Annotated in this window: 20 protein-coding genes; 5 read left to right on the top strand and 15 right to left on the bottom strand. The window is 52.7% G+C overall.

Translation table 11 applies throughout. The annotated features are described in order from the left end of the window. Window positions 1-31: 31 nt before the first annotated feature. The 5 genes from ACTRC3_RS03645 to ACTRC3_RS03625 form a co-directional block, all read right to left on the bottom strand. Window positions 32-853 (bottom strand): M15 family metallopeptidase, encoded by an 822-nt coding sequence (locus tag ACTRC3_RS03645; protein WP_440321654.1) that lies wholly within the window; start codon window positions 851-853, stop codon window positions 32-34. 11 nt (window positions 854-864) lie between these two features. Beyond that, a complete protein-coding gene (gene asd / locus ACTRC3_RS03640; protein WP_440321653.1) occupies window positions 865-1,950 on the bottom strand; it encodes an aspartate-semialdehyde dehydrogenase in 1,086 nt (361 codons plus the stop codon). Between the two features lie 146 nt (window positions 1,951-2,096). After that, on the bottom strand, window positions 2,097-3,008 hold the full coding sequence (locus ACTRC3_RS03635; protein WP_440321651.1) for a DUF6092 family protein: 912 nt from the start codon (window positions 3,006-3,008) through the stop codon (window positions 2,097-2,099). A gap of 89 nt (window positions 3,009-3,097) precedes the next feature. After that, on the bottom strand, window positions 3,098-4,048 hold the full coding sequence (locus ACTRC3_RS03630; protein ID WP_440321649.1) for an AEC family transporter: 951 nt from the start codon (window positions 4,046-4,048) through the stop codon (window positions 3,098-3,100). 157 nt (window positions 4,049-4,205) lie between these two features. After that, the gene (locus tag ACTRC3_RS03625; protein ID WP_440321648.1) at window positions 4,206-5,888 is read right to left on the bottom strand and encodes an OPT/YSL family transporter; all 1,683 of its coding nucleotides are present in this window, start codon (window positions 5,886-5,888) and stop codon (window positions 4,206-4,208) included. Window positions 5,889-6,138: 250 nt separating this feature from the next. On the opposite strand from ACTRC3_RS03625, the gene ACTRC3_RS03620 reads away from it, so the two are divergent. The 5 genes from ACTRC3_RS03620 to ACTRC3_RS03600 all read left to right on the top strand — a co-directional run bounded on the left by ACTRC3_RS03620 (window position 6,139) and on the right by ACTRC3_RS03600 (window position 10,682). Next, the gene (locus ACTRC3_RS03620) at window positions 6,139-7,077 is read left to right on the top strand and encodes a DUF1177 domain-containing protein (protein ID WP_178039769.1); all 939 of its coding nucleotides are present in this window, start codon (window positions 6,139-6,141) and stop codon (window positions 7,075-7,077) included. Window positions 7,078-7,201: 124 nt separating this feature from the next. Next, on the top strand, window positions 7,202-7,876 hold the full coding sequence (locus ACTRC3_RS03615; RefSeq protein WP_440321646.1) for an AroM family protein: 675 nt from the start codon (window positions 7,202-7,204) through the stop codon (window positions 7,874-7,876). 75 nt (window positions 7,877-7,951) lie between these two features. Further along, entirely contained in the window at window positions 7,952-8,893 is a 942-nt protein-coding gene (locus tag ACTRC3_RS03610) for an aminopeptidase (protein ID WP_440321644.1), read from the top strand. Window positions 8,894-8,915: 22 nt separating this feature from the next. Continuing rightward, a complete protein-coding gene (locus tag ACTRC3_RS03605) occupies window positions 8,916-9,572 on the top strand; it encodes an aspartate/glutamate racemase family protein (RefSeq protein WP_440321643.1) in 657 nt (218 codons plus the stop codon). Window positions 9,573-9,599: 27 nt separating this feature from the next. Continuing rightward, entirely contained in the window at window positions 9,600-10,682 is a 1,083-nt protein-coding gene (locus ACTRC3_RS03600; protein WP_178039773.1) for an S-methyl thiohydantoin desulfurase domain-containing protein, read from the top strand. Window positions 10,683-10,779: 97 nt separating this feature from the next. Here ACTRC3_RS03600 and ACTRC3_RS03595 read toward each other — a convergent pair whose 3' ends face one another. The 10 genes from ACTRC3_RS03595 to ACTRC3_RS03550 form a co-directional block, all read right to left on the bottom strand. Next, window positions 10,780-12,684 (bottom strand): EAL domain-containing protein, encoded by a 1,905-nt coding sequence (locus ACTRC3_RS03595; RefSeq protein ID WP_440321641.1) that lies wholly within the window; start codon window positions 12,682-12,684, stop codon window positions 10,780-10,782. Further along, window positions 12,674-14,359: a diguanylate cyclase domain-containing protein gene (locus ACTRC3_RS03590; RefSeq protein ID WP_440321639.1), complete on the bottom strand. Its 1,686-nt coding sequence runs from the start codon at window positions 14,357-14,359 to the stop codon at window positions 12,674-12,676. The genes ACTRC3_RS03595 and ACTRC3_RS03590 overlap by 11 nt, the downstream gene beginning before the upstream one ends. Before the next feature lie 136 nt (window positions 14,360-14,495). Continuing rightward, complete coding sequence (gene pfkB, locus ACTRC3_RS03585; protein WP_440321637.1) at window positions 14,496-15,398, bottom strand: 1-phosphofructokinase; 903 nt, start codon at window positions 15,396-15,398, stop codon at window positions 14,496-14,498. 20 nt (window positions 15,399-15,418) lie between these two features. Beyond that, window positions 15,419-18,136, bottom strand: coding sequence for a PRD domain-containing protein (locus ACTRC3_RS03580; RefSeq protein ID WP_440321636.1), 2,718 nt, complete (start codon window positions 18,134-18,136; stop codon window positions 15,419-15,421). 18 nt (window positions 18,137-18,154) lie between these two features. After that, a complete protein-coding gene (locus ACTRC3_RS03575) occupies window positions 18,155-19,057 on the bottom strand; it encodes a serine hydrolase domain-containing protein (RefSeq protein WP_440321634.1) in 903 nt (300 codons plus the stop codon). Between the two features lie 34 nt (window positions 19,058-19,091). Next, a complete protein-coding gene (locus ACTRC3_RS03570) occupies window positions 19,092-19,910 on the bottom strand; it encodes a PTS system mannose/fructose/sorbose family transporter subunit IID (protein WP_440321632.1) in 819 nt (272 codons plus the stop codon). Beyond that, the gene (locus ACTRC3_RS03565) at window positions 19,900-20,667 is read right to left on the bottom strand and encodes a PTS mannose/fructose/sorbose/N-acetylgalactosamine transporter subunit IIC (protein ID WP_440321631.1); all 768 of its coding nucleotides are present in this window, start codon (window positions 20,665-20,667) and stop codon (window positions 19,900-19,902) included. The genes ACTRC3_RS03570 and ACTRC3_RS03565 overlap by 11 nt, the downstream gene beginning before the upstream one ends. Window positions 20,668-20,685: 18 nt before the next feature. Next, window positions 20,686-21,147, bottom strand: coding sequence for a PTS sugar transporter subunit IIB (locus ACTRC3_RS03560; protein WP_440321629.1), 462 nt, complete (start codon window positions 21,145-21,147; stop codon window positions 20,686-20,688). A gap of 15 nt (window positions 21,148-21,162) precedes the next feature. After that, on the bottom strand, window positions 21,163-21,567 hold the full coding sequence (locus ACTRC3_RS03555) for a PTS sugar transporter subunit IIA (protein ID WP_440321627.1): 405 nt from the start codon (window positions 21,565-21,567) through the stop codon (window positions 21,163-21,165). A gap of 253 nt (window positions 21,568-21,820) precedes the next feature. Continuing rightward, a partial coding sequence (locus tag ACTRC3_RS03550; protein WP_440321625.1) for a zinc-dependent alcohol dehydrogenase occupies window positions 21,821-22,819 on the bottom strand: 999 nt, incomplete at its 5' end.

Genomic DNA, 22,819 nt, shown 5'->3' with positions numbered 1-22,819 from the left:
GGATCCGACTTCGGATAAGCCTGAGAAGCTCTTATTTCTGAAAATGCTGATAATCCTGCACACTCTTCCAGCGCCCTCCCCAGGTATAGCCGTGGGCGTCAAAAAGCTGCAGGCACAGGTCATCCTTTCCGCCTATCTTATAGGGAAAATCCACGCTTCGATCCGCATAAGGCTCACTTCCGGGCGGAGAACTGTGTTTTACACCGTCCGGATAAGTCACATAAGGATTATAGAAAGGGTTGATATCAATCGCCAGGCCGAGGGCGTGCCGGGACAGTTTCGTGCTGCTTGCCACCACCCGATAGTTAAAGCAGGATGTATTGTTGTCGGCCACAGCCAGATCATCGTCGCCGCCATACTCGTCAATAAGCAGCATTTTTTCAATGGGGTAATCATTTTCGTAGAGCTCCCGGAAAATTTCCAGCACCTCATCCGCTATCGCCGCGTTTGTGATCATTTCCCCCACATGGGTTTCGCCGTCAAAGCCGCAGTATAAGAGCCGCAGATAGCGCAGGTCATCACGACCGATATTCTCATTTTCTACATAGGAAACGCCGTTGATACGGTCAAAAATCTCGTCGGGGACAGCCTCGGCTGTGAACAATCCGTCCATATCCGCCTCAGTCAGCGTCTTATCTACAATCGTGCCCGACGGGCAGATACCGTAATCCACCGCAGGACTATCGCTATCCGCTGCAGCGCTCTCATCATCCATGCCTTCCTGCTCCGAAGTGATCACATTTCCTATATTCTGCTCTGTATCGGGCGTGTCCTGCCCCGCACATCCGCCGCATAACAGGCAAATGGCCATTCCTGCGGCAGAAATGACCATTTTTACACCTTTTTTATTCATTTTCACACTACTTATTTTGCTGCGATAAAGCCCTTTGCCTTCAGAAGCTCTGCGCAGAGTACGGCTCCGCCTGCCGCGCCGCGGACAGTGTTGTGGGACAGGCCTACGAACTTCCAGTCGTATACGGTATCCTCGCGGAGTCTTCCGATGGATACGCCCATGCCCTTCTCATAATCCACATCCAAAGTAACCTGGGGACGGTTATCCTCTGTCATATACTGGATAAACTGCTTCGGCGCGCTGGGAAGCTCAAGATCCTGCGGTGCGCCCCGGAAGTTCTCCAGCTTCTCGATAAGCTGCTCCTTCGTCGGCTTCTTGCGGAACTTCACAAATACTGCTGCGGTATGGCCGTTCAAAACCGGAACACGGATGCACTGGCAGGTGATCACCGGCTCCTTCGCCAGCTTAATCTCACCATCCTCGCAGGTACCAAGCACACGAAGGGGCTCTTTCTCACTCTTCTCCTCTTCGCCGCCGATGTAGGGAATGATATTGCCTACCATCTCCGGCCAGTCCTTAAAGGTCTTGCCCGCTCCGGAAATCGCCTGGTATGTGGTAGCGACTACCTCATAGGGCTCAAACTCTTCCCATGCCTTCAGAGCCGGGGTATAGGACTGAATGGAGCAGTTCGGCTTTACAGCGATAAAGCCTCTCTTGGTACCGAGGCGCTCCTTCTGCTTCTCGATAATCTGTGTGTGATCGGAGTTGATCTCCGGGATAATCATCGGAACGTCCGGCGTCCAGCGGTGCGCGCTGTTGTTGGAGACTACCGGGGTCTCGGTCTTTGCGTAAGCTTCCTCGATGGCACGAATCTCGTCCTTGGTCATATCTACGGCGCTGAATACGAAATCTACACCGGCAGCTACCTTCTCGACCTCATTGACATTCATAACAACGATGTCCTTCACTGCCTCCGGCATCGGCGTATCCATTTTCCAGCGATCTCCCACCGCATCCTCGTATCTCTTGCCTGCGCTTCGCGGGCTGGCCGCAATGGTTACAACCTCAAACCACGGATGATTTTCCAGCAGGGAAATAAATCTCTGTCCTACCATTCCGGTACCGCCAAGGATACCGACTTTAAGCTTCTCACTCATTTTTCATACTCTCCTCTGTTTTAAATGTCTTTTTTGTAGCTATTCAATACCCGAACAGTTACTGTCTTTATTCTGCGGACATTTGTGTGTCTTCCAAAATACTACCTCAAATTTTTGAAAAATGCAAGCACTTTTTCGCATTCCATTCAAAGAAGCTCCGTAGCCTTCGCCGCTGCGTCCTGAAGCATCTCGCAAAAGCCGTCCGGATCCGTCATATTTTTGCCCTTGCCCGCGTCAATCAGCGCCGCCAGTTCCTCAAAGACTGCTCCGCCATAGGCGTCCCCCAGCATTCCTGCCAGTCTTCTCGAGGATTCAATCAGACGTAAGGGGCCGTACATATGAGGTTCGCCGGGCAGGCCTGCCGCGCTGGTAATCATATAGATCAGCAGGTCCTGCAGTTCTTTCTTATTAAACTGCTGTGCCTGGGTATTCTCCGAAGCAAAAGCCGCCGCTGCCCTTGCAGCTGATTTTCCGTTGTCCGTCCGAACTGCTTCTTTCCCGGCCTCCGGCTTCTCTGCCGCCTCTTCTGAAACCTCCGGCTCTTCCCATGTATTCCAGAACAATACGTCTTCCATGGCCTTTCGCTTCGGCTCCCGTGGTTCTGCCGCCGGCCAGCCTACGGAAATCAGGATTTCCAACCGCATCGTATCCGGCAGCTTCAGAAGCTTATGCACCGCCTTGTCATTATAGCTTTTGATGGCGCAGGTGCCCAGCCCCAGATCCGTGGCCTTCAGCATCAGATTCTCCGCCGCCATGGCCGCGTCCATCATCAGGCCGTAGACAAGACTGTTCTTGCTTCCCCGGCGCTCCGCTTCCGCCAGATCGCTTGCGATGGCGATAATGACCGGCGGCTTTCCGGAAAGTCCGGGACTGAAGGAGTCGATGTCCCGCACCAGCTCCGGATCATCTGCCACAAAGAAGCGCCAGGCCTGCAGATTGCTGGCTGTGGGGGCCAAAGCCGCAGCTTTTATGAGTTCTTCCAAAATTTCCCTGGAAACCGGTTTGTCCGAGAATTTCCGGATACTTCTTCGTTTTTCGATTACTTCTGTCAGTTCCATATGATTTTCCTCCTATCTATAAGCGCTTCCATCTTCACATGCACTGCCCGGATAAGGCGCTTTCTTCCTATAAGTATGTGCGTATGCTTTTACCGAAACAACGCTGAGGTCAGAAACAGCAGCGGAATCGTCACCATACAGCAAATCGTCGTCACAAAGACCGCCGTGGAAGCATAGTCCTCATCCAGCCCATACTGACCCGCTATCATACAGCTGGTGGTCATGGACGGCGCTCCCGCAATCAGCATCAGCACCACCCGCTCGGTCTCGGGCAGAATCGGCCCGGTCAGAATGTAAATCAGAAGCGGCACTGCGAAAAGCTTGGTCAACACCAGCATCCACAGGGTTTTCAGGCAGTGCAGGCTTCCTTTTTTCAGGAAGCAGATGGTACAGCCCACATAGATAAGTCCCAGGCTATAGCTGATATTGCCCACGTTCGTGCAGACCTCCAGTACCGGGCCGGGCAGGGTCACCGACAGGGAATTCAGGGTCAGAATCAGCACGATGGACACCAGAATCGGGTTAAACAGCCTTTTTATCAAAATCTGATACCATGGTTCACTGTCCTTTTCGATCCCTCTTGTGAAAAAGTATAACCCCAGGGTCCAGACCATCATGGTGTCAATGGCGGAACAGATAGGGATATATTGCTGTCCGTTTTCCGGCGTGTACAGGGCCATCAGAATCGGGATGACCACGAAGCCGTAATTGCCGCCGATCATACAGCCCACATGCACATTTGAAGTGGTGGGGCGTATTCCGGCCAGTCTTACGCACAGAAGTCCCACAGCGGCCAGCAGCGCATATCCGGCCATCTGGCAGAGCACGATACCGTGGAAGCCCGCCAGATCCGCCCAGGTGGTTCCCCGCTGACAGAGAAGCGACACGGTCAGGCAGGGCAGCACCACTTTAATCAGAAAGGCAGACAGGGACGGCAGACAGCTTTTGGGGAAAATTCTCAGTTTTGAAATGGTAAAGCCCAACGCGATCAGCAGGAAAAAGCTGACAAGCTTAGGCGCTATGATAATAAAGTAATCCATATTTTAAATTCCTCGCAAATAACCCTCCATTTACCTACAGGACCTGCCACCGGCAGCTCCTTACGGATACTTCGTAACAGAAAAGGGAATCCCATCCGACCTGCGGACTGGATTCCCCATTTTCTATAACTCAGGCTTTTTCCTTATGTAACGCCTATCAGTCTTTCTTTCCTACCAGTCCCAGAGTAGCGGTGAAGAAGCTGTAGATAGCAGCTCCTGCCAGTGCGCCTGCACCCAGGATGTTGAGGGTCTGCTCGTTCTCTTTGTTGGCACGGACAGCAACCAGACGGATAATCAGACCGGCTGCGATGGTCAGGCCGTTGATGATATTACCTACCAGAAGTCCGGTAGCGAACAGGATACCCAGCTGACGCTTTCCGCCAAGGAGCTGGATGATAGCGCCCGGGATAGCCCAGATAAGAAGCCATTTTGCGATTTCTCCGCTTGCTCCCGCGTCAATGGTAGCTACGAAGGTATTGGATACTGCTACAAACAGTCCCTGTCCGAAGTACTTATTTGCGAAGAAGGCAACCATTACAAACGCTACGGCAAAGCCCATGAGCTCTGCAAGGAACTGCTGCTTACGTCCCTCTTTCTCAAGCTCCGGATTTGCTCCTCTTCCTCTTAAGATGTAGCCGCACTTTAAGTCGTACGCCATATCAGAGAAGCAGGGGCCGGTGGCTGCGGTAAAGCCTACCAGCAGGCCAAGCGCCAGCTTCGGGAAGCCAAGAAGCATGCCGACAATCAGGAAAATCAGGGCAGTAGCGAAGCCCGGGAACCATCCGGAATACATAGCGGAAATACCTACGATCAGCTCGGATGCCTCAGCAGCGAATGCCGCGAAGATCAGCCAGAGGATGAACTGCGGTACGCTCATCTTGGTGATGATGCCGCCTACGACTGCCAGGAACAGAGCGATGACCAGGTATGCGCCGAAGCCCACGCCCAGGGTCTTCTTCATATGCTCGTTGCTTACCACATTGGTGGTATCCACTGCCTTGGTACCCTTGCTCTTCTTGAACAGGGCGATACCGCACTGTACCAGGGAAATGATACCGGCGCCGATCATAACGCCGTGCGCCATATACTGCAGCGAAAGGTGATCTGTATATACAAAGCCCTCGCCAAATGCATTGGTTACGAAATTAAACGCGTGTCCGAAGATAGAGAAGGAGAAGCCGTTTACCTTCAGGACGCCGATCACCAGGGAACCTGCTGCCAGAGCGGCCATGGCTCCGAAATCACCGAACCAGGATACTCCCAGAAGGTCCATGGGAAGGCCTGCGATCTTACCTACCCAGCCAAGGCCGATACCGACCAGAAGAAGGACTGCCTTCTTACCTTTCTCAATAACTGCCAGGATGGAATCTGCGGCAGCGACTCCGGGCGGCCATGCACCCTCTGCCGGGAACATCTCAGATCCGAAGCAGTTGTAAAGGATGGTCGCGTCTACGCAGGTAGCCAGCATCACGCCGATCAGCATGGGGAACATCAGCTCCGGATATCCCATGATAACCGGAATACCAATCGGAAGAATCATACAGTTCGCAGCGGAGAATGTAGCTGCGGAAATGGATGTCTGCAGCAGATTCTGTCTGTGGATACTGCGGTATTTTCTTAAAAATGCCACCGGAATTCTGGAAAGAAGAATGGCAAACAGTGCTCCGATGATGGAGGTGTTCGGGGTTACTCCTGTACGGACAATCAGCTCCAGGCCGATGATACATCCTACGACTGCAAGGGGAATTCCCAGAATCATTACCTGGGGATCCCACGCCTTCGGATGCTCGGCTGCTGAAATTGACTGCTGTTTTTTCAGTTCAGGATTTTCATTTGTCATATTATCAGCTTCCTTTCTAAAAAAAGCTATGACGCAGGCATCCCGTTCCTATGCCCGTTCATAGCTCGTGATATTTATATATCATACTCCCACTTTCCAGCTGTGTCAAGCTAAAGTGTTAATGTTTCTTAAACTTTCTTAATTTTTTGTAAATTTTCGTGAAACTTGTCTTTCTTTCCAAAACAGTTGCTTTTCCATAAGAAATGAGGTATGATCTATCTGAATATAAATCACTTTAGGAGGAAACACCATGCTTATTAAACAGGTTATGGAAGTATTTGACGTACTTGACAGCAGTACGGTAGACGGCGCAGCTGTTAAAAAATATCTGCAGTCCGTAAATCCTGAGGCCAACGTGGAAGTCTATCCGCTGGAAGGACCGAAGGGCAGCACTGATATGGTAAAGGTCCGCATCCCGGGTACCAACGGTAAGTCCAAGGGCGGCTCTGCTCCCACCATCGGTCTTCTGGGACGTTTGGGTGGCATCGGCGCGCGTCCGGAGATGATCGGATTCGTATCCGATGGCGACGGCGCACTCTGCGCTCTGGCTGTAGCAGCCAAGCTTCTGGATATGCAGACCAAGGGCGATTACCTGGAAGGCGACGTATTTGTCTCCACACAGATCTGCCCCCACGCTCCGACTGCTCCCCACAAGCCGGTTCCCTTCATGGGCTCCCCGGTGGAAATGTCCCAGGTCAATAAGGAAGAGGTCAGCCCCGAGCTGGACGCTATCCTGACTGTAGACACCACCAAGGGCAACCGTGTCATCAATACCAGAGGCTTCGCCATCTCCAACACCGTAAAAGAGGGCTGGATCCTTCGCGTATCCGAGGATCTGCTGGAGATCATGCAGCGTACCACCGGCCAGCTGCCCTACGTATTCCCGCTCAGCATGCAGGATATCACACCTTACGGCAATGACGTATATCACCTGAACAGCATCCTGCAGCCCTGCACCGCTACCAAGGCGCCGGTCGTAGGCGTGGCTATCACCACCGAGACCATGGTTCCGGGCTGTGCTACAGGCTCCAGCCACTTCGCAGACGTGGAAGAGGCAGCACGCTACATGATGGAGGTTGCCAAATCCTTCGGCCGCGGCGAGGCAAGCTTCTATGACGAGAAGGAGTATGAGCGTCTGGTGAAGCTGTACGGCAGAATGGATCAGCTTCAGACTCTCGGAAACGAATAAATTATTTTGCACGCAAGGAGGCGGCCGCATACTTTGCGGCTGCCTTTTTTCTGTAATAGAGAATTTCCCTGGGTTCTCCTGTTACAGAACCATTTATCACATTTTATTCAGAAAGGATGATCTTATGAAAATTGGAGCAATCACCATCGGACAGGCCCCCCGTGTGGACGTGACCTGCGATATTATGGATATCTTCGGCGGCAAGATCGAGCTGCTGCAGCGCGGCGGCCTGGACGGCCTGACCCGGCAGGAGATCGAGAAGTTCAAACCTGAAGGCGACGACTATGTGCTGGTATCCCGTCTCACCGACGGCTCTTCCGTCACCTTTGCCGAGAAATACATCCTGGGCAATCTTCAGAAGGGCATCGACGATCTGGAGGCTGCAGGCGTGAAGCTTATCATGGTATTCTGTACCGGAAGCTTTCCGGAAAGTCTGACCTCTCATGTCCCCATGGTCTTCCCCTGCGACATTCTGCATAAGGTAGTGCCCCTTCTGACCCGCACCTCCCATATCGCCGCTGTCACGCCGTCTCCGCTCCAGTTAGAGCAGAATAACCAGAAATGGAGCGGCTATGTGAAAGAGTGTACCAGCGTGGCTGCTTCCCCCTACGGTGAGTGGCCGGAGCTGGAAAAGGCAGCCGAGGAAATCAGCAAAATGGACGACGTGGATCTGGTGGTTCTGGACTGCATCGGCTTCACCCAGAAGATGAAGGAAATGTTCGCCGAAAAGACCGGCAAGACCGTAGTTCTGCCCCGTACCCTCCTGGCCCGGGTGATCTCGGAGGTCACCGATATCTAGCGGATCGTATCTGACTTTTAAGTATCTGATTTTTTAATAAGTAATGATTTTGCATCGAAACAAAGGAGTATAGAAATGGAACTGAAAGAAATCGCAAAAAATGTCATGATATCCTGCCTGGCAGTAAAGCCCACCGAGGACGTCCTGATCATCACCGACGACAGCCGTCTCACCATCGGAACCGCGCTCTATGAGGGCGCCAAGGAGCTGGGCTGCGAGGCTCTGCTGATGGTTATGAAGGAGCGCGAGCTCTCCGGCGAGGAGCCGCCCCGCACCGTAGCGGAGGCCATGAAGGCTGCGGATGTAGTTATCTGCCCCACCGCCAAGTCCCTGACCCACACCAACGCAAAGATCGAGGCTCAGAAGACCGGCACCCGCGTGGCTACCATGCCCGGCATCACCGAGGAGATGTTCGGCGCAGGCGCCATGACTGCGGACTACGACGAGGTCCTGAAGCTCACCGGCAAGGTAACTGAACTCCTCACGAAAGCAAAGAAGGCTGTCATCCAGAAGGACGGCTGCACCCTGACCCTGGACCTGGATAGTCGTGACGGCGTGCCCAGCCCGGGCGTATACCGGGAAGCCGGTCAGTGCGGCAACCTGCCCTCCGGCGAGGCTTACATCGCTCCCCTGGAGGACGGCGTTAACGGCGAAATGATCGTGGACGGCTCCATGGTAGGCATCGGAAAGCTGGACGCTCCCCTGAGGTTCGTGATCAAGGACGGAAAGATCCAGTCCATCTCCGGCGAAAAGAGCGAGATGCTGGATATCCTGCTGGCCAACGACCGGAACCGCACCGTAGCGGAGCTGGGTATCGGCACCAATGAGGCAGCTATCCTGAACGGCATCATTCTGGAGGATGAGAAGGTATACGGCACCGTACACGTAGCCTTCGGTACCAATACCTCCTTCGGCGGCGTCAACAAGGCAGACTGCCATATGGACGGCATCATTCTGAAGCCGACCCTGTATCTGGACGATACCCTGGTAATCAAGGATGGCGAATTTCAGATCTGAGAAAGACAATGAGGTAATTCGTATGGAAAAGAAACTATTTCAGGTCGGCCTGATCCGTGTGCTGACCTCTGACGATCCGCATTTCATAGATATGCACGGCCAGATTATCATGGACCATTTTCCGGGCATCCAGGTAGAAAGCCGCTGTATCCCGGACCAGTGGGAGGGCATCCACAGCCATGAGCTGGAGCTGATTGCCGTTCCGAAAATTGTAGAGCTGGCAAAAACCTTCCAGGATAAGGATATGATTATTGTGAGCTGCGCCGATGATCCGGGCGTGGCAGAGATCCGCGAGGCTCTTCCGCATATGTCCGTAACCGGCGGCGGCGAAACTACCGTTGCACTGGCAGGCAAATACGGTGAGAAAATCGGCCTTCTGGGTATTACCGACTACGCGCCGAGAGCTTACCGCAAACTGCCCAAAGACCGTCTGGTAGCCGTGGAGAAGCCGGAGGGCGTAAACAGCACGCTGGATCTAATGACCGACGAAGGCCGGAAGAACTGCGTAGCCTGCGCACGGAAAATCAAGGATATGGGCGCGGACGTCATCGCCCTGGGCTGCACCGGTCTTACCACCATCGGCATCGCCAAGCTGCTGGAGCAGGAAGTGGGACTTCCGGTCATCGACCCGGTACTGGCGGAAGGTCTTTTCGCATTTTTTGAATCTATCCGCAAATAAAACGACATCCACAGAAAGGGAACAACTATGATTTATCTGACAAAAGAATTGTGTGAACAGGCCCTGATGGGCGGTCTTCTTCTGGGAGGCGGCGGAGGCGGAACACTGACCGCCGGACGGGAGGCTCTGGAGGAGACCTTCAAGCACACCGATAAGCTGACCATGCTGGACGTCAGCGAACTGAAGCCCGACGATGTGGTAGTTAATGTCTCCACCCTGGGCGCGCCCTCCGCGAAGGACGTTCACCTGACCGCCGAGCACTGGATGACTGCCCTGAAGAATTTTGAGCTGAATTACGGCAAGAAAATCGCAGGCTTTACCTCCTGCGAAAACGGAGCCATTTCCACCGCCAACGGCTGGGTTATCTCCGCTCTTACCGGCATTCCCCTGGTGGACGCGCCCAGCAACGGACGCGCTCATCCCACCGGAACCATGGGAAGCATTGGACTGAACCTGCTGCCGGATTATCAGACTACCCAGTCTGCCTGTGGCGGCGTGGGCGCCCGCTACGTGGAAACCGTGGCAAAGGGAGCCCTGAACTCCACCTCCCATGTGATCCGCCAGAGTGCGGTGGCCGACGGCGGTATGGTAGGCGTGCTGCGTAACCCGGTGACCGCCGAGTATCTGGCAAAGAACGCGGCTGTGGGCGCCATTTCCCAGGCTCTGGATATCGGAAAGGCCTTCAGCCAGTGCAAGAACGGCGCGGAGTTCGTAGCTTTCCTGGAGAAAAACTACGACGCAAAGATTCTGGCTAAGGGTAAAATCGCAAACTACGATCTGAAGATGGACGGCGGCTATGATATCGGACATCTGGACGTAACCGGCGAGGAGGGCAGCGTAAGCTTCACCTTCTGGAATGAGTACATGCTGGCAGAGCAGGACGGACAGCGCGCCGCTACCTTCCCGGATCTCATCTGTACTCTGGACGCCGCTACCGGAGAGGCCATTTCCACCGCCGAGGCAAAGGACGGCATGGAAGCCTACGCCATCGTGATTCCCAAGGAGAAGCTGATTCTGGGCGCAGGCATGCATCAGAGAGAGCTGTTCCAGGAGGTGGAGGATCTCCTTCACAAGGACATGGTCGCATGCAATGACGGCTTGTTTGTATAGTAAATAATTTCCAATTTTTAAAAGAATACGGGCAGCTTTCCTTATCCGGTCGGATCGGGAAAGCTGCCCGTATTCTTTTCTCATCTCTTATCTTCTCTTATCCCAACAGCTTCAGCAGCTCCTCCGGCGGCAGAGGCCGGGAGAAGTAATAGCCCTGGATCATGTCCACGCCCCAACTGCTCAAAAGCTCCATCTCGCTCTCTGTCTCCACGCCCTCGGAGATAATCCGATAGCCCATGTGCTGAAAGGTAGATACCACACTTTGATAGAAGGAAGCCGCCCGCTCATCCGTACAGATATGGAACAGCAGGGAGCGGTCCAGCTTGATCACCGAGAACGGAAGCTGCATAACCGTATTCAGGTTCGCGTAGCCGGAACCGAAATCGTCCAGGCACAGGCCGATTCCATCCTTCACAAAATCCTCTACTACCCGGCACAGCCCCGTATTGTACTCGGTGGCCACGGTTTCGGTGATTTCAAACTGAACCCATTCATGGGGCAGTCCGAATTCATCCATGATCCGGATAAAATGGCCGCTGCAGTCCTTACGCATCAGATCCAGTGGGGACAGGTTGATCTTCACATTCCGAATCTGCTTCATCAAATCCGAATGCTCCTTCAGGAACCGGCAGATCCGGTAAAACTGCAGATCACTGATGCGGTCAATCAGGCAGTTGTCCTCCGCAATCCGGATAAAGATATCCGGCGCAATCCAGCCAAGCTCCGGATGCTTCAGACGGCTTAAGGCCTCCAGGGTCACAAACTGCTTATTTCTGGTGGAATAGACCGGCTGGTAGTATACCTGGAACAGATCCTCCTCGATGGCTGTATACAGAAAATTTTCTACCTGCTTGTTGTACAGAAAGCTCTTCTTGGTATGCGCGTCGTTCTGGACCACCTCGGTGGAACCCATTTTCAGGGACAGGGATTCCAGATATTCCGCATAGGAAAGCACCATATTGCCATCCTCCAGCTTCTCTGCATTTACAATGCCGCTGAGTATGGCCGGACACTTTATCCACTGCTCCGCGTCCCCAAGTATCATATCCTTCTCAAACAGCCCTTTCAGGGTTTTCAGAAATCGTTCATACTCCTCCAGGGAGATTGCCAGCAGCACAAAGTGCTTGCCTGCCGTCCGGAACGCCCGGGCGCCTGCCAGCAGCTGCATCCGCTCTGCCAGCTCCTGAAGCAGCCTGTCACCGCCGCGGATTCCGGCCACCTTATTGATGTGGGACAGCTGGTAGACGTCCACCATAATCAGATGGAACTGCCGGCCGCTCCGGATCATTTCATCCATTTTCCGGATCAGGCAGGGCTTGTCATAAAGTCCCGTCATACTGTCCGAATTGGTGTAAGGATTGTTGATGGTAAAGAACAGGGTCAGAATCGCCAGGCTCAGGCCAAAGCCTGTCATCAGAAGCCACTGGCACCGGCTCTGTATCAGCACGCCGCCTGCGGTCAGCACCACAATTTCCCTGAGCGTCCTGATTTTCTGCCGATCCAGCTTCTTTTTCCAGGCCAGAACCATCATAAACGCCGCCAGGATATGAAACAGGGCACTTCCGTACATCAGCATATACCAACGGCCTTTTACATAACCTCTATACGCGTCAAAGGAAAATAACAGGCCTGTAAAGGGATTGGTCAGAATAATCCCCAGAAGGATCAGCGTCGGAATCCCGCACAGAGCCAGACACTTCCGCGAAACCGTATGATTTTCCCTGAGCGTACAGATATAACAGATAAATACATAGGGAAGCAGCGCCTGAAACACATAGAATACCGTCGTCGTAAGAACGGCTCCGACTCCAAAGTTCCCCTTTGTGGAAATGATATAATAGGTACTCAGGATTTCTGCCAGCACATCCAGACTGCCCAGCACCACAAAAATAAGAAACGCGCGGTTGTTCAGGTTGTCCGGCCGTCTCTGGCTGTAATAATGCCACAGAACCAGCACCAGAAGGATCATTGCCACGAACAGGAAATCCATATTATACGTCATCTCTTCCGCCTCCCCTCATGCTGTCTCGATTCTTCTGCAGGTTCTGATTCACGCAAGCCATCCAGTCGCTGACGGTTCTGCGGGAACCGTCCTGCTTTCTTAAGGAACTGCTTCCACAGCTTAAATGCAGCCGTCCCCTTCCTGTGACCATGCCGTTATAGCGGCAGACCTCCTGAACCAGAAGCTTCTCAAATGTCTCTCCGCCATCCTGCCCGGTCATCACGGCCGCAAATTCATTGCCGCTGACGCGGAAGCACCTTACCCCTTCTCCCGCCAGGGCTCCGGCCCGCTTTACACAGCCCGCCGTGCCGATAACGCTCTCGTCGCCTACGCTCATGCCGTAGGTGTCATTAAATTCCCGCAGATCCTCCATCTGAATAAAAATCAGCTCTGCATCCTTCACGCCTTCCACATCCCGGGCGCAGTCCTGCAGATATTTCTCAAAGGCTTTCCGGTTCTTCATGCCGGTCAGGCGATCCTCGGTGGACATCCGTTCACAGATCCTCTGCTCCATGCGAAACCGGATATCCTCCGTCACCTTGCAAATCAGCCCCCAGAACATCAGCGCGATATAAATCAGAATTCCAAACTGGAAAACAGCCTCGTACCAGTATATCCTGAACGCCCAGTACAGCACAAGCGCAGTCACCCCGGAGAGTCCCAGCACACTGAACGCGTACAGACAGAGCCCGGACTGCAGATTCTTCTCGATCCGGTATTCTCTCCACAGCAGAAAAATCATACACAGCACGCCGGAGAACAGCAGCAGATGGGTCACAACCAGCATCCGGATAAAGGGAATCCCATACATTTTATTCAATAATCCCTGAATCAGCGCGTTCAGATACAGGGCCGCAATCCAGAGATTCACAACCACACCGGACTCTTTTTTCAACGTATTGCGGACAAAATGCAACATGGGAATCGACATCAGCATAAACGCATAGAAGGAAAGCACGCTTCCCAGGGCTGTATTTTTTCCATACATCTGATAGATCCCGGAATCCGTCAGGCACCAGAAGCCGCACACCAGCAGAAAAAGCGATACATCCAGAAACCGTTCTTCCCGGATTCCCTGCCTGCGCATATAGAGATAGATACACAGGGATATCACTCCCAGGCACTGCATACACACCACGATAACCAGGGAAACCGATACCTTCTGAAGATGCCGTCCGGTGATCTCCTGCCTGCTTCCAAGCTCCGGCGCTTCTATGATAAGCTCTCCGGCGCCCGTCTGTGTATAAATCAGCCGGAGAGGCTCGGTTCCCGTCTCCTGGGGAAGCGTAATATCCGCCCACAGCTTTCCCTTCATCTGATCGTTTTTCGGAAACGCGTTGTCCTTATATCGGTAGAGCAGTGTCTCACCCAGCCAGACCTCCGGTCCATACTGTACGCCCCCTACAGACAATACCTTCCCGGCGTCCTCCGGCCGGAGGCTGTCGTTCCACAGTTCGATGCTGCCCTCCCCGGAAGCCTCCATCCTGACCGGAAGCTGTATCTCCTTCCTGCCCCCGTCCGAAAGCTGATACCAGCCGGTTCTGAGGGCTGTCACTCTGCTTTGCTCTCCACCGCCGCTTCTTAGCCGCAGCGGGCCTGTCAACGCAAAAAGAAGCAGTACAAGAAGAACCAGTAACGTTCTCTCGAACTGCTTCCATCCCTTCGACATCTTCATTTCCCCACCTCACAATCTCGTTACTCCTATTTTACCATAGGAACGGGAAGCAGGCAATCATATAAAATGAAGACGCGCGAAAGAAAGCTGCTGTAAAATCATGCTTTTGTCCGCATTCCTTTACAACAGCTCCTGTTTACAAGGTCTGATATAAGGCTTCGATTGCCGCCGCGTCTGCCAGCCCTTCCGAAAATGCCGTAGCGCTTCCGGCAGCCGTACCCAGCTTCAGCGCTTCCTCGTAGCTTCCGCTTCTGTCAAAGCCCGCCAGGAAGCCCGCTACCATGGAGTCTCCCGCGCCCACCGAATTGACCACGGTTCCCTTCGGCGTTCCTATCTGACAGGTGGTTCCTTCCGCCGTCAGCAGAAAAGCGCCGTCCCCGGCCATGGATACCAGCACGTTTTCCGCGCCCAGCTTCTGAAGCTCTCCGGCATAGTGGGCGATCTCCTCCGGCGTACTGCATTCCGTATGGAACATTTCTCCCAGCTCATGATGATTGGGTTTAATGAGAAACGGGTGGTATTTCACTACATTCAGAAGCAGATCGCCGCTGGCGTCTACCACCATCCGGATTCCCCGGCCCATGAGCCGTTCCAGAATTCTTTCATAGGTATCCGCGGGCAGACAGCCGGGAATGCTTCCGGCCAGCACCAGCGTATCTCCCTGTTCCAGCCGATCCAGCTTTTCATAGAGCTCCCGGATTGCCTGTTCCGTGATGACCGGCCCCTGACCGTTTATCTCTGTTTCCTCTCCATGCTTTACCTTCACATTGATCCGAGTATTTCCTTCAGGAAGCCGGATAAAATCCGTGTGGATTCCACGGGCCTCGATTCCGGCCTCCAGCGCCTGTCCGGTAAAGCCTGCCACGAATCCCAGGGCTGTGCTTTCAGCCCCAAGCTCCCGTAAAATGCCGGACACATTGATTCCCTTGCCTCCCCAGACAATGCTCTCATGCTTTGCCCGGTTGATTTCTCCCGGCACCAGACTGTCCAGAAATACCACATAGTCCCAGGCCGGATTGAAGGTTACTGTATAAATCATAGCCGTTTTCCTTTCTTTGTTTAAAAATCCTCTTCCTTCTGGAGAACCTGTTTTCCGCCCTCATAATGGATATAGTCGTAGATGTAGGCAATCTCGCTCAGCACCAGCCGGATATTGTACTGTCTGGCGATATTGGCGAAACTCTTTTCCACCATTTGGATAAAATCACCATGCTCTTCCTCAAAATGTTCCAGCTTCAGATGGGTCGTAATTTCTTCCTTCTTAACCAGCCGCTCGATCAGGCAGCTGATATGGATATTCAGTCCCACAATGGTTTTTTCCAGAAATTTCCGTTTCGTCAGGGTCTGCAGCTCGTCCAGCATGGCGTCTACCTGGCTCAATACCTTTCCGGCATTCAGAATCGTCAGCGCCTCCACCACGTTCTGAAGGGAAAATACATTCAGCAGGTTCTTCCGGAACTGCTCAAATTCCTCCGGGGAAAGATAGCCGTTGAAGCATTCCCGCAGACGCGGAAAGCTGTTGAAAGTAATAATCTCCTCCAGGGGAATCATCGGAAATCTCTCGCTCTGAATCGGCACAGCCGTGGTCGCCGCGAAGAGTACGTTATATTTATCCAGCTCTCCCGCCCGATCCAGCTCTGTAAAGGTATCGTAATCGTAGCACTTTACCGTAAGCTCCAGATTTTTCGGCAGGCTGTCCAGGAAGAGCTCCCCCACTCTTGCCGCCACGTCGCTTCCGCTCTCGCTGACAAAGATCAGCACGTCCTCCCTGTGGGCCCGTTCGATGAGCTTGTAGCTGGTCTTTACATTTTCCCGGGCGTCCTCCAGGATCTCCGCCAACGGCGCTCCACGGTTTATGGCAAAACCGATTTCCAGCGCCAGATTGGTTGACACATTGTTGATGATTCCAAAATTAATATCGGATACGTCCCCGATCACTTCTTCTATATTTTCCAGGGAGCCCAGATCCACCAGCATCAGCACGTCCCTGTTCTCACTGTAATAGAGAATATTCCGAAGCTGCTTTCCTACCTCCACCACAGACATGTCATAGGGCATATCGATGGCGTGGAAGATATGCTTCTTCAACAGCTTATTGCAGACATCCGCGATACTGCTGGCTGTGGCATAGCCGTGACAGATGATAAAGGCCTGGATAGGCAGAGTGCCGTGTCCGGCCCGGATATGGTTCAGCAGAATGGTCAGGGCCGCCTGTTCCGTCTCTGACAGCGTCACCTCCAGATTCTGGCGAATCAGAGCCGTAATCTCCCTGGCGATCAGTGTCTCCGTGCGGGATTCCTTCTGCAAGACCTCCCGGAGCCGGTCCAGGGAAGTCCGGTGAGCTCCGCACCATTCCTTCATCATCTCGTTAAAGGCGTCGCTGTAATAGACCCACCGGGAAAAGGTCAGGACAAAGCTGTGGGGCACGTCCACATTGTAAATGCTGCGGATATAATCAAAAATGCGGATTAGCATCTGCTCTATCAGTCTCAGCTTTTCGTTCTCGGCGATTCTGCGGAACAGAATATATTCGCTGTACTCGTCCAGAATCCGGCTGCTCTCCTCCAGAAATTCCGGATAGCTTATCCGGTTCTCATAATACTGCCCGAACTTATCCAGAACCTGGCTGTAGAGCCTGATTTCCCGGTAGATTTCCGCGTCCTGACGAAGCTCTGACAATGTCAGAAAGCGTTCCTCCCCCAGCTGCTTCCGGAATTCCAACTGGACGCCCCGCAGAAGCTCCCGGGGAAGCAGCAGCAGATCAAGCCGGATCTCCTCTTCCTTACGCTGGGCTGAAAACGCCTTTGCGCAAAGCTGTTTTACACAATTTTCCAGTTCTTCCACATTTTCGGAAAACAGGTGCCGGCTCAGAGTCCGGTAGGCCTGTTCGCTGATCCGGATCGGTCTTTTCAGCCTCTGCTCTTCCTTTCGCAGAAAATGGGTCAGCAGCATTTCCTTCTCTACCTGGGAGCGCTCGGAAAGCTCCGGCAGCGTCACCCGGATAAAGGTCAGCTTCTTCCGGTATTCCTCATAGCAGTCTCCATTTTCCAGGGTCAGGATATAGCGTCCCTTTCCCTGCTCCGCTCCGGTCTGCCGCCGCTCAATCAGGTGCAGCACAGAAAGCTGAAGCTCCGGCGGAAACTCATCGTAATCTTCAAAGACCACAAAATCCCCGTTTCCGGTTTTCTGGAGCCTCTGCTTTAGCTCCTCCCGCATTTTATCCCCGTCGCCGCTGCCGCCGCCCAGCGACTGGGCGTCCAACCGGATAAACCTGGCCTCCTCCGGCACAATGCCCGTATCCTTCGCGTAACAATAAGAAAGCCAGGCAAGAAAACTCTTCCCTGTTCCTCTGGCTCCCTCTATATAGAGCGGCAGTCCGGCCGGGGGATAATCCACGGCCACTCTGCATTTTTCCACTGCTGTCTTCAGGGAAAGGTTGCAGCCCACTGCCTGCTCAAAGTTCTGCTTCTTTTTCAGATGTTTTTGGATAAATTCCTCCAGTTCCTCCAAATCGCAAAACTCGTCCTGTATCATCGAAAGGCTGCAGCGCTCCAGAATCGTCTTCTTATCCAGGAAATACACCGGACGGGTGCTTACCTTTACCAACACCCCCTCCTTGAAGCCCTCGTTCAGATACTGGCTGGCCAGATTTCTGCTGACACTCAGCTTCTCGCAGACTGCTGCCGCCGTCAGGGCCTCATAACGGCCCTCCTCCAGCTTTTCCGTCTGATTTCCTATATATTCCAGAATTTCCTGTTTCGTATTGACATATCCCATCGCCACGTCTCCCGTATCTTATCTGAACTGTTCCTGACAGGGAACTACCAGATCCTTCCATACATCATCGAAAAATTTCTTTGAATCCAACGCCTGTAATGATACCACAAGCTGCTGCTCTGGCACAACCACAATATACTGTCCGTATTTTCCGTCTGCCCGGTAGGACTGGTAGTCCGGGTTGATCCAGAACTGATAGCCATAACCGCATTTGGGCACATCATGGGTGATCTGATTCCGGGTGGCCTCCTTCAGATACCATTCCGGAACCAGGGTACTGCCTTCCCACTTTCCCTGATTCAGAAGCAGCCGGCCTATCGCGGACATCTCATCGATGGTCAGCATCAGGCCGTTGGCTGCGGCGGAATGTCCCATGGGACAGCTCAGCCAGTCCGCATTTCCAATCTGCAGCGGTTCAAAGAACCGGGGCTTCATGTATTCCACCAGGCTTTCCCCGGTCAGCTTCTCTATAATACAGCTTAACATATATGTATTAAAATTGCAGTATTCAAAATGAGTTCCCGGCTCATAACCGAAATCATTTTTCATAAAGAAGTCCACCCAGTCGCGCTCCCGGTAACGCTGGGGATCGTCCGCAAAGAAAAGCTTGCTGGACAATCCGCAGTTCATGGTCAGTAAATCGTGGACTGTAATCTTCCGGACATTGGGGTGAATATCCTGATACCGGTATTCCGGGAAGAAATCCAGAAGCCGATCCTCCGCTGTCAAAAGCTTTTCGCCCATGGCGATTCCCACGCCCAGAGAAGTAACGCTTTTGGATACGGAATACACATTCAGTCTGGTTTTCTGATCCAGTCTCTTATATTCCTCCACCAGCTCGTCCTTATGCCACACCTGAATGTAATGCAGCACAATGTCCTTCTCTTTCATTTTCTGTATAAACTCTGTCATCGGTGTCATATTCCGTTTTCCTCCCGGTCCGTATAATTCTGATTTAGAAAATTCCCACAAAGGTTCCCAGAATGCTCAGTACAATGATACCCAGCAGAATGGCGTTGACCTTCACACCCTTCTTAATCAGCTTGTAGATACCGAGCGTGGTAAGAAGCGGAAGCATCTTCGGCATAATGCCGTTCAGGATATCATTCAGCGCAATCGCGGAATCTCCGCTCCCGATCTGGATTCCCAGGTTCACGTTTACCATGGAGGCTACCATACCGCCGATAACCAGCAGTCCGATGATGGCCGCGCCCCGGAAAATCTTGTCGGTGATACCCATTTTCTCAAACTGGTTCAATGCCTTCATACCGGAGTTGTAACCCAGATGGGCACCGAAATAACGAATCAGCACGTTGGGGATATTGAACAGCAGCAGGAACAGAATCGGCGCAAACAGGTTGCCTGTCAGTGCCAGGGAGCATGCAATACCTCCTGCCAGGGGTCTTAAGGTTCCCCAGAACACGGAATCGCCGATACCTGCCAGAGGTCCCATCAGACTGGCCTTTACGGAGTTGATGGAATTGGCGTCAAAATTCTCGGTATTGGCATTCTCCTCCTCCATGGCTGCCGCGATACCGAAGATAAACGGGTTTACCATAGGTGTGGAGTTAAAGAACTCTGCGTGTCTCTTTAAGGCCTCTGCCAGATCCTGCTTATCCGGATAGAGCTTTCTTAAAATCGGGGACAGGGCATACTGGCAGCCCTGGCTCATCTGACGCTCATAGTTGAAGGACGCGTTTACCGTAAAGGAACGCCAGAACATTTTATTGATATCTTTTTTCGTCAGTTTCTTTGCATTTTCATTAGAAGTCATCGTCGTCTCCTCCTTCTGTCTCTGCCGCTACTGCTGCCGGCTTATCCTGATTCAGCATCAGCGCTACAATAATAACTCCAAGCATTGCGATTCCCAGAACCGGCATACCCAGGTATGCGGAGAGAATAAAGCCCAGCATGAAGAAGGGTGCTACCTTTTTGGTCAGAAGCATGCTTGCCAGAAGCGCGAAACCAAGTGCCGGAAGAATGCCTGCCGCTACGCTGATACCGTCCTTTACGAACTGAGGAATGACAGCCAGGAACTTCTCTACTGCCGGAGCGCCGAAGCTGTAGCATACTGCCATGACAATCGCCATAACCAGCGCATAGGACAGAAAGCTTACCATGTGCATCCGGTCTACGCCGTCTGCGTCTCCCTTTGCCGCATACTCATCGGACTTATGAAGGAGCCATGCTCTTACTACCAGATAATAGGTATTTTTCAGAAGAAGCGCTACCGTAGCAATCGGAATGGCCAGTGCCAGTGCTGCCTCGGTGCCGCCGTGTGAGCTGATGGCCAGCGCCGTACCCAGGATACCTCCCGCGGTAATCTCCGGCGGAAGCGCTGCTCCGATGGTTACATTTCCCATAAAGGCCAGCTCCAGGGTGGCTCCTACAGCCAGTCCCGTCTGCACATCTCCAAGTACCAGACCTACTAAAGGTCCCATCACAATCGGTCTCTGAATCATGGAATTTCCTACACCGCACTCAAGAAAGCCGATGAATGCCACGATACCGATAAAAATTGCCTGCATCATAACGATTTCCTCCCACTTTTATTTAAAAATTTTCTTCGGGTCACTGGGTACTGCCTGAATAAATACCTCAATTCCCTTTGCAGCCGCTTCCTTCAGAAGCTTTTCCTCTTCCTCTGTCACATTTACCATGTTGGATAACGGATGCGTCTCTGCTGTTGCCTTGGTTCCACCCAGATTGATTCCGGTAATCTGCTCGCAGCTCTCTGCAAGCTTTACGGCGTCCGCTACATTGCTGGTTACAATCAGCAGGGAATACTTATCTGTCTTTCCCTCGTTGATCGCCTTTACGGAATCCTCGATATTCTTGATCACCAGCTTGGTATTGCTGGGTTTTCCCAGCTTCAGAGCCGCCTTTCTCACTTCGTCCTGAACAACCACGTCATTCGCAATCAGGATACAGTTTGGCTCTAACTGGGAACACCAGGAAAATACCACCTGTCCATGCAGCAGACGATGATCTACCCGCAATAACTGAATCATACCTTTTCCTCCTGTCTAAAAATCTTCTTCTTCATCTGCAGTGTCTTTTGCACAACAGGTAATCAGCTCCAGGCTCTCACTGATACTTTCCCGGATCATGGTTTCTGTATCCAGCTCCATCTTCAGCACCAGATTCAATACCATGGGGACATTCATTCCTGTTACCACATGAATCTGCGGCAGATGATTGTATGTAAGCGCATCGTTGTTGACGCTGCCGCCCAGCACATCGGTTACCGCGATGATTTCATCCTCCGGATGCTCTTTGATAAAGCTATCAAAAAACGAATGAATATCGCCGTTTCCGTCCACATACGCATCATAGGACAGCAGTCTTTTGTTTTCTCCGGTAATCAGTTCTACCGTACTTTTCATTCCTGAAGCCAGATGTCCATGGGACATTAATATGATATACTTCATGTTCCTTACCTCCTGCTGGACTTACTATAACCCTTTTCCCCTTCCTTTTGGGAAAGCGTCTGCTTTTTTGGCATTGTATGGCGTATTTTGACACAAGCGTCCTGCTTTTCTTCCATTTTTTTACTTTTCGACACTTCTTTTTGTTCTTTTCTTTTAGTGTCGACACTTTTCTGATATATGGCCATAAAAACAGGGCTGCCGCAGAAGAATGCTTCTATCCGCATTCCTTTGCAGCAGCCCCGGAAGGATTTTTTTAATCGTTCAGCATAACTGCTTTCACCGCATTCTCTTTATCCGTCAGGAATTCCATGATACCCTCCGGCGCCTTTTCCAGCGGGAAGGTATGGGTAATGAGCGGTTTTACATCTACGATTCCCGCCTTCACCAAATCCAGGCAATGGGGGAAGTAAAGCGCCGGAATCGCGTTGGATCCCCGGATCTGCAGCTTGTTCAGATGAACAATGTTGGAATCAAAGGTCACCATAGCGCCGGGGCCGTAGCTGATACCCAGGAACGCCACAATACCGCCCACGTTTGCCACCTTTACCGCTTCGGCTATGGTGACGGGCGGCGTGGTAACCAGCACCCGGTCTACGCCTCCCCGGGGGAACGGATAATCCGTCAGCTCCATCTCATCGGTGAGAATCACATCGGTGGCTCCGAACTGTTTTGCCAGCTCTATCTTCTTCTTGTTTGCCTTATGCTCTGCCACATAGATATTTCTTGCGCCGGAGGCTTTCGCCATCTGCAGGGCCATCAGGCCGATGGCTCCGCAGCCCATCAGCAATACGTCCTGTCCCAGATGGATATCCGCAGTCAGAATCAGATCTGCCGCCACGCCCATGGGCTCCAGGAAGCAGGCCTCCCGATCTTCCAGATCCGAGAACGGCACGCAAAGAATCGCCGGAACAATGGTCTTTTCCGCAAAGCCCATTCCCGTATGCTCCATGGTCATATAGTTGGGGCCCTCGGTATCCAGTTCTGGATGTCCATTCCGCGCGTGATCCGAAACGGGATCAAAGATGGAGGTCTCCACTACCACCCGGTCTCCCACCTTTACATTCTTTACGCCATGTCCGACCTTTTCTACCACGCCGGCAAATTCATGTCCGAAGGGCTGCCATTCTTCTCCGGCATAGCCCGCCAGAATCTTGTCGTGTCCGCAGAATCCGCAGGCCTTTACCCCCACAAGTACTTCTCCGGCCTCCGGCTCCCGCACCTCTACCTCGCGGATTTCAAATTGATTTTTTGC

Origin of the sequence: Laedolimicola sp. (assembly GCF_051972735.1) — a bacterium.
In the GTDB taxonomy this organism is placed as follows: Bacteria; Bacillota; Clostridia; order Lachnospirales; family Lachnospiraceae; genus Laedolimicola; species Laedolimicola intestinihominis.
Note: the sequence above shows the minus strand (reverse complement) of the source record. Positions and strands in the feature narration are given on the sequence as shown.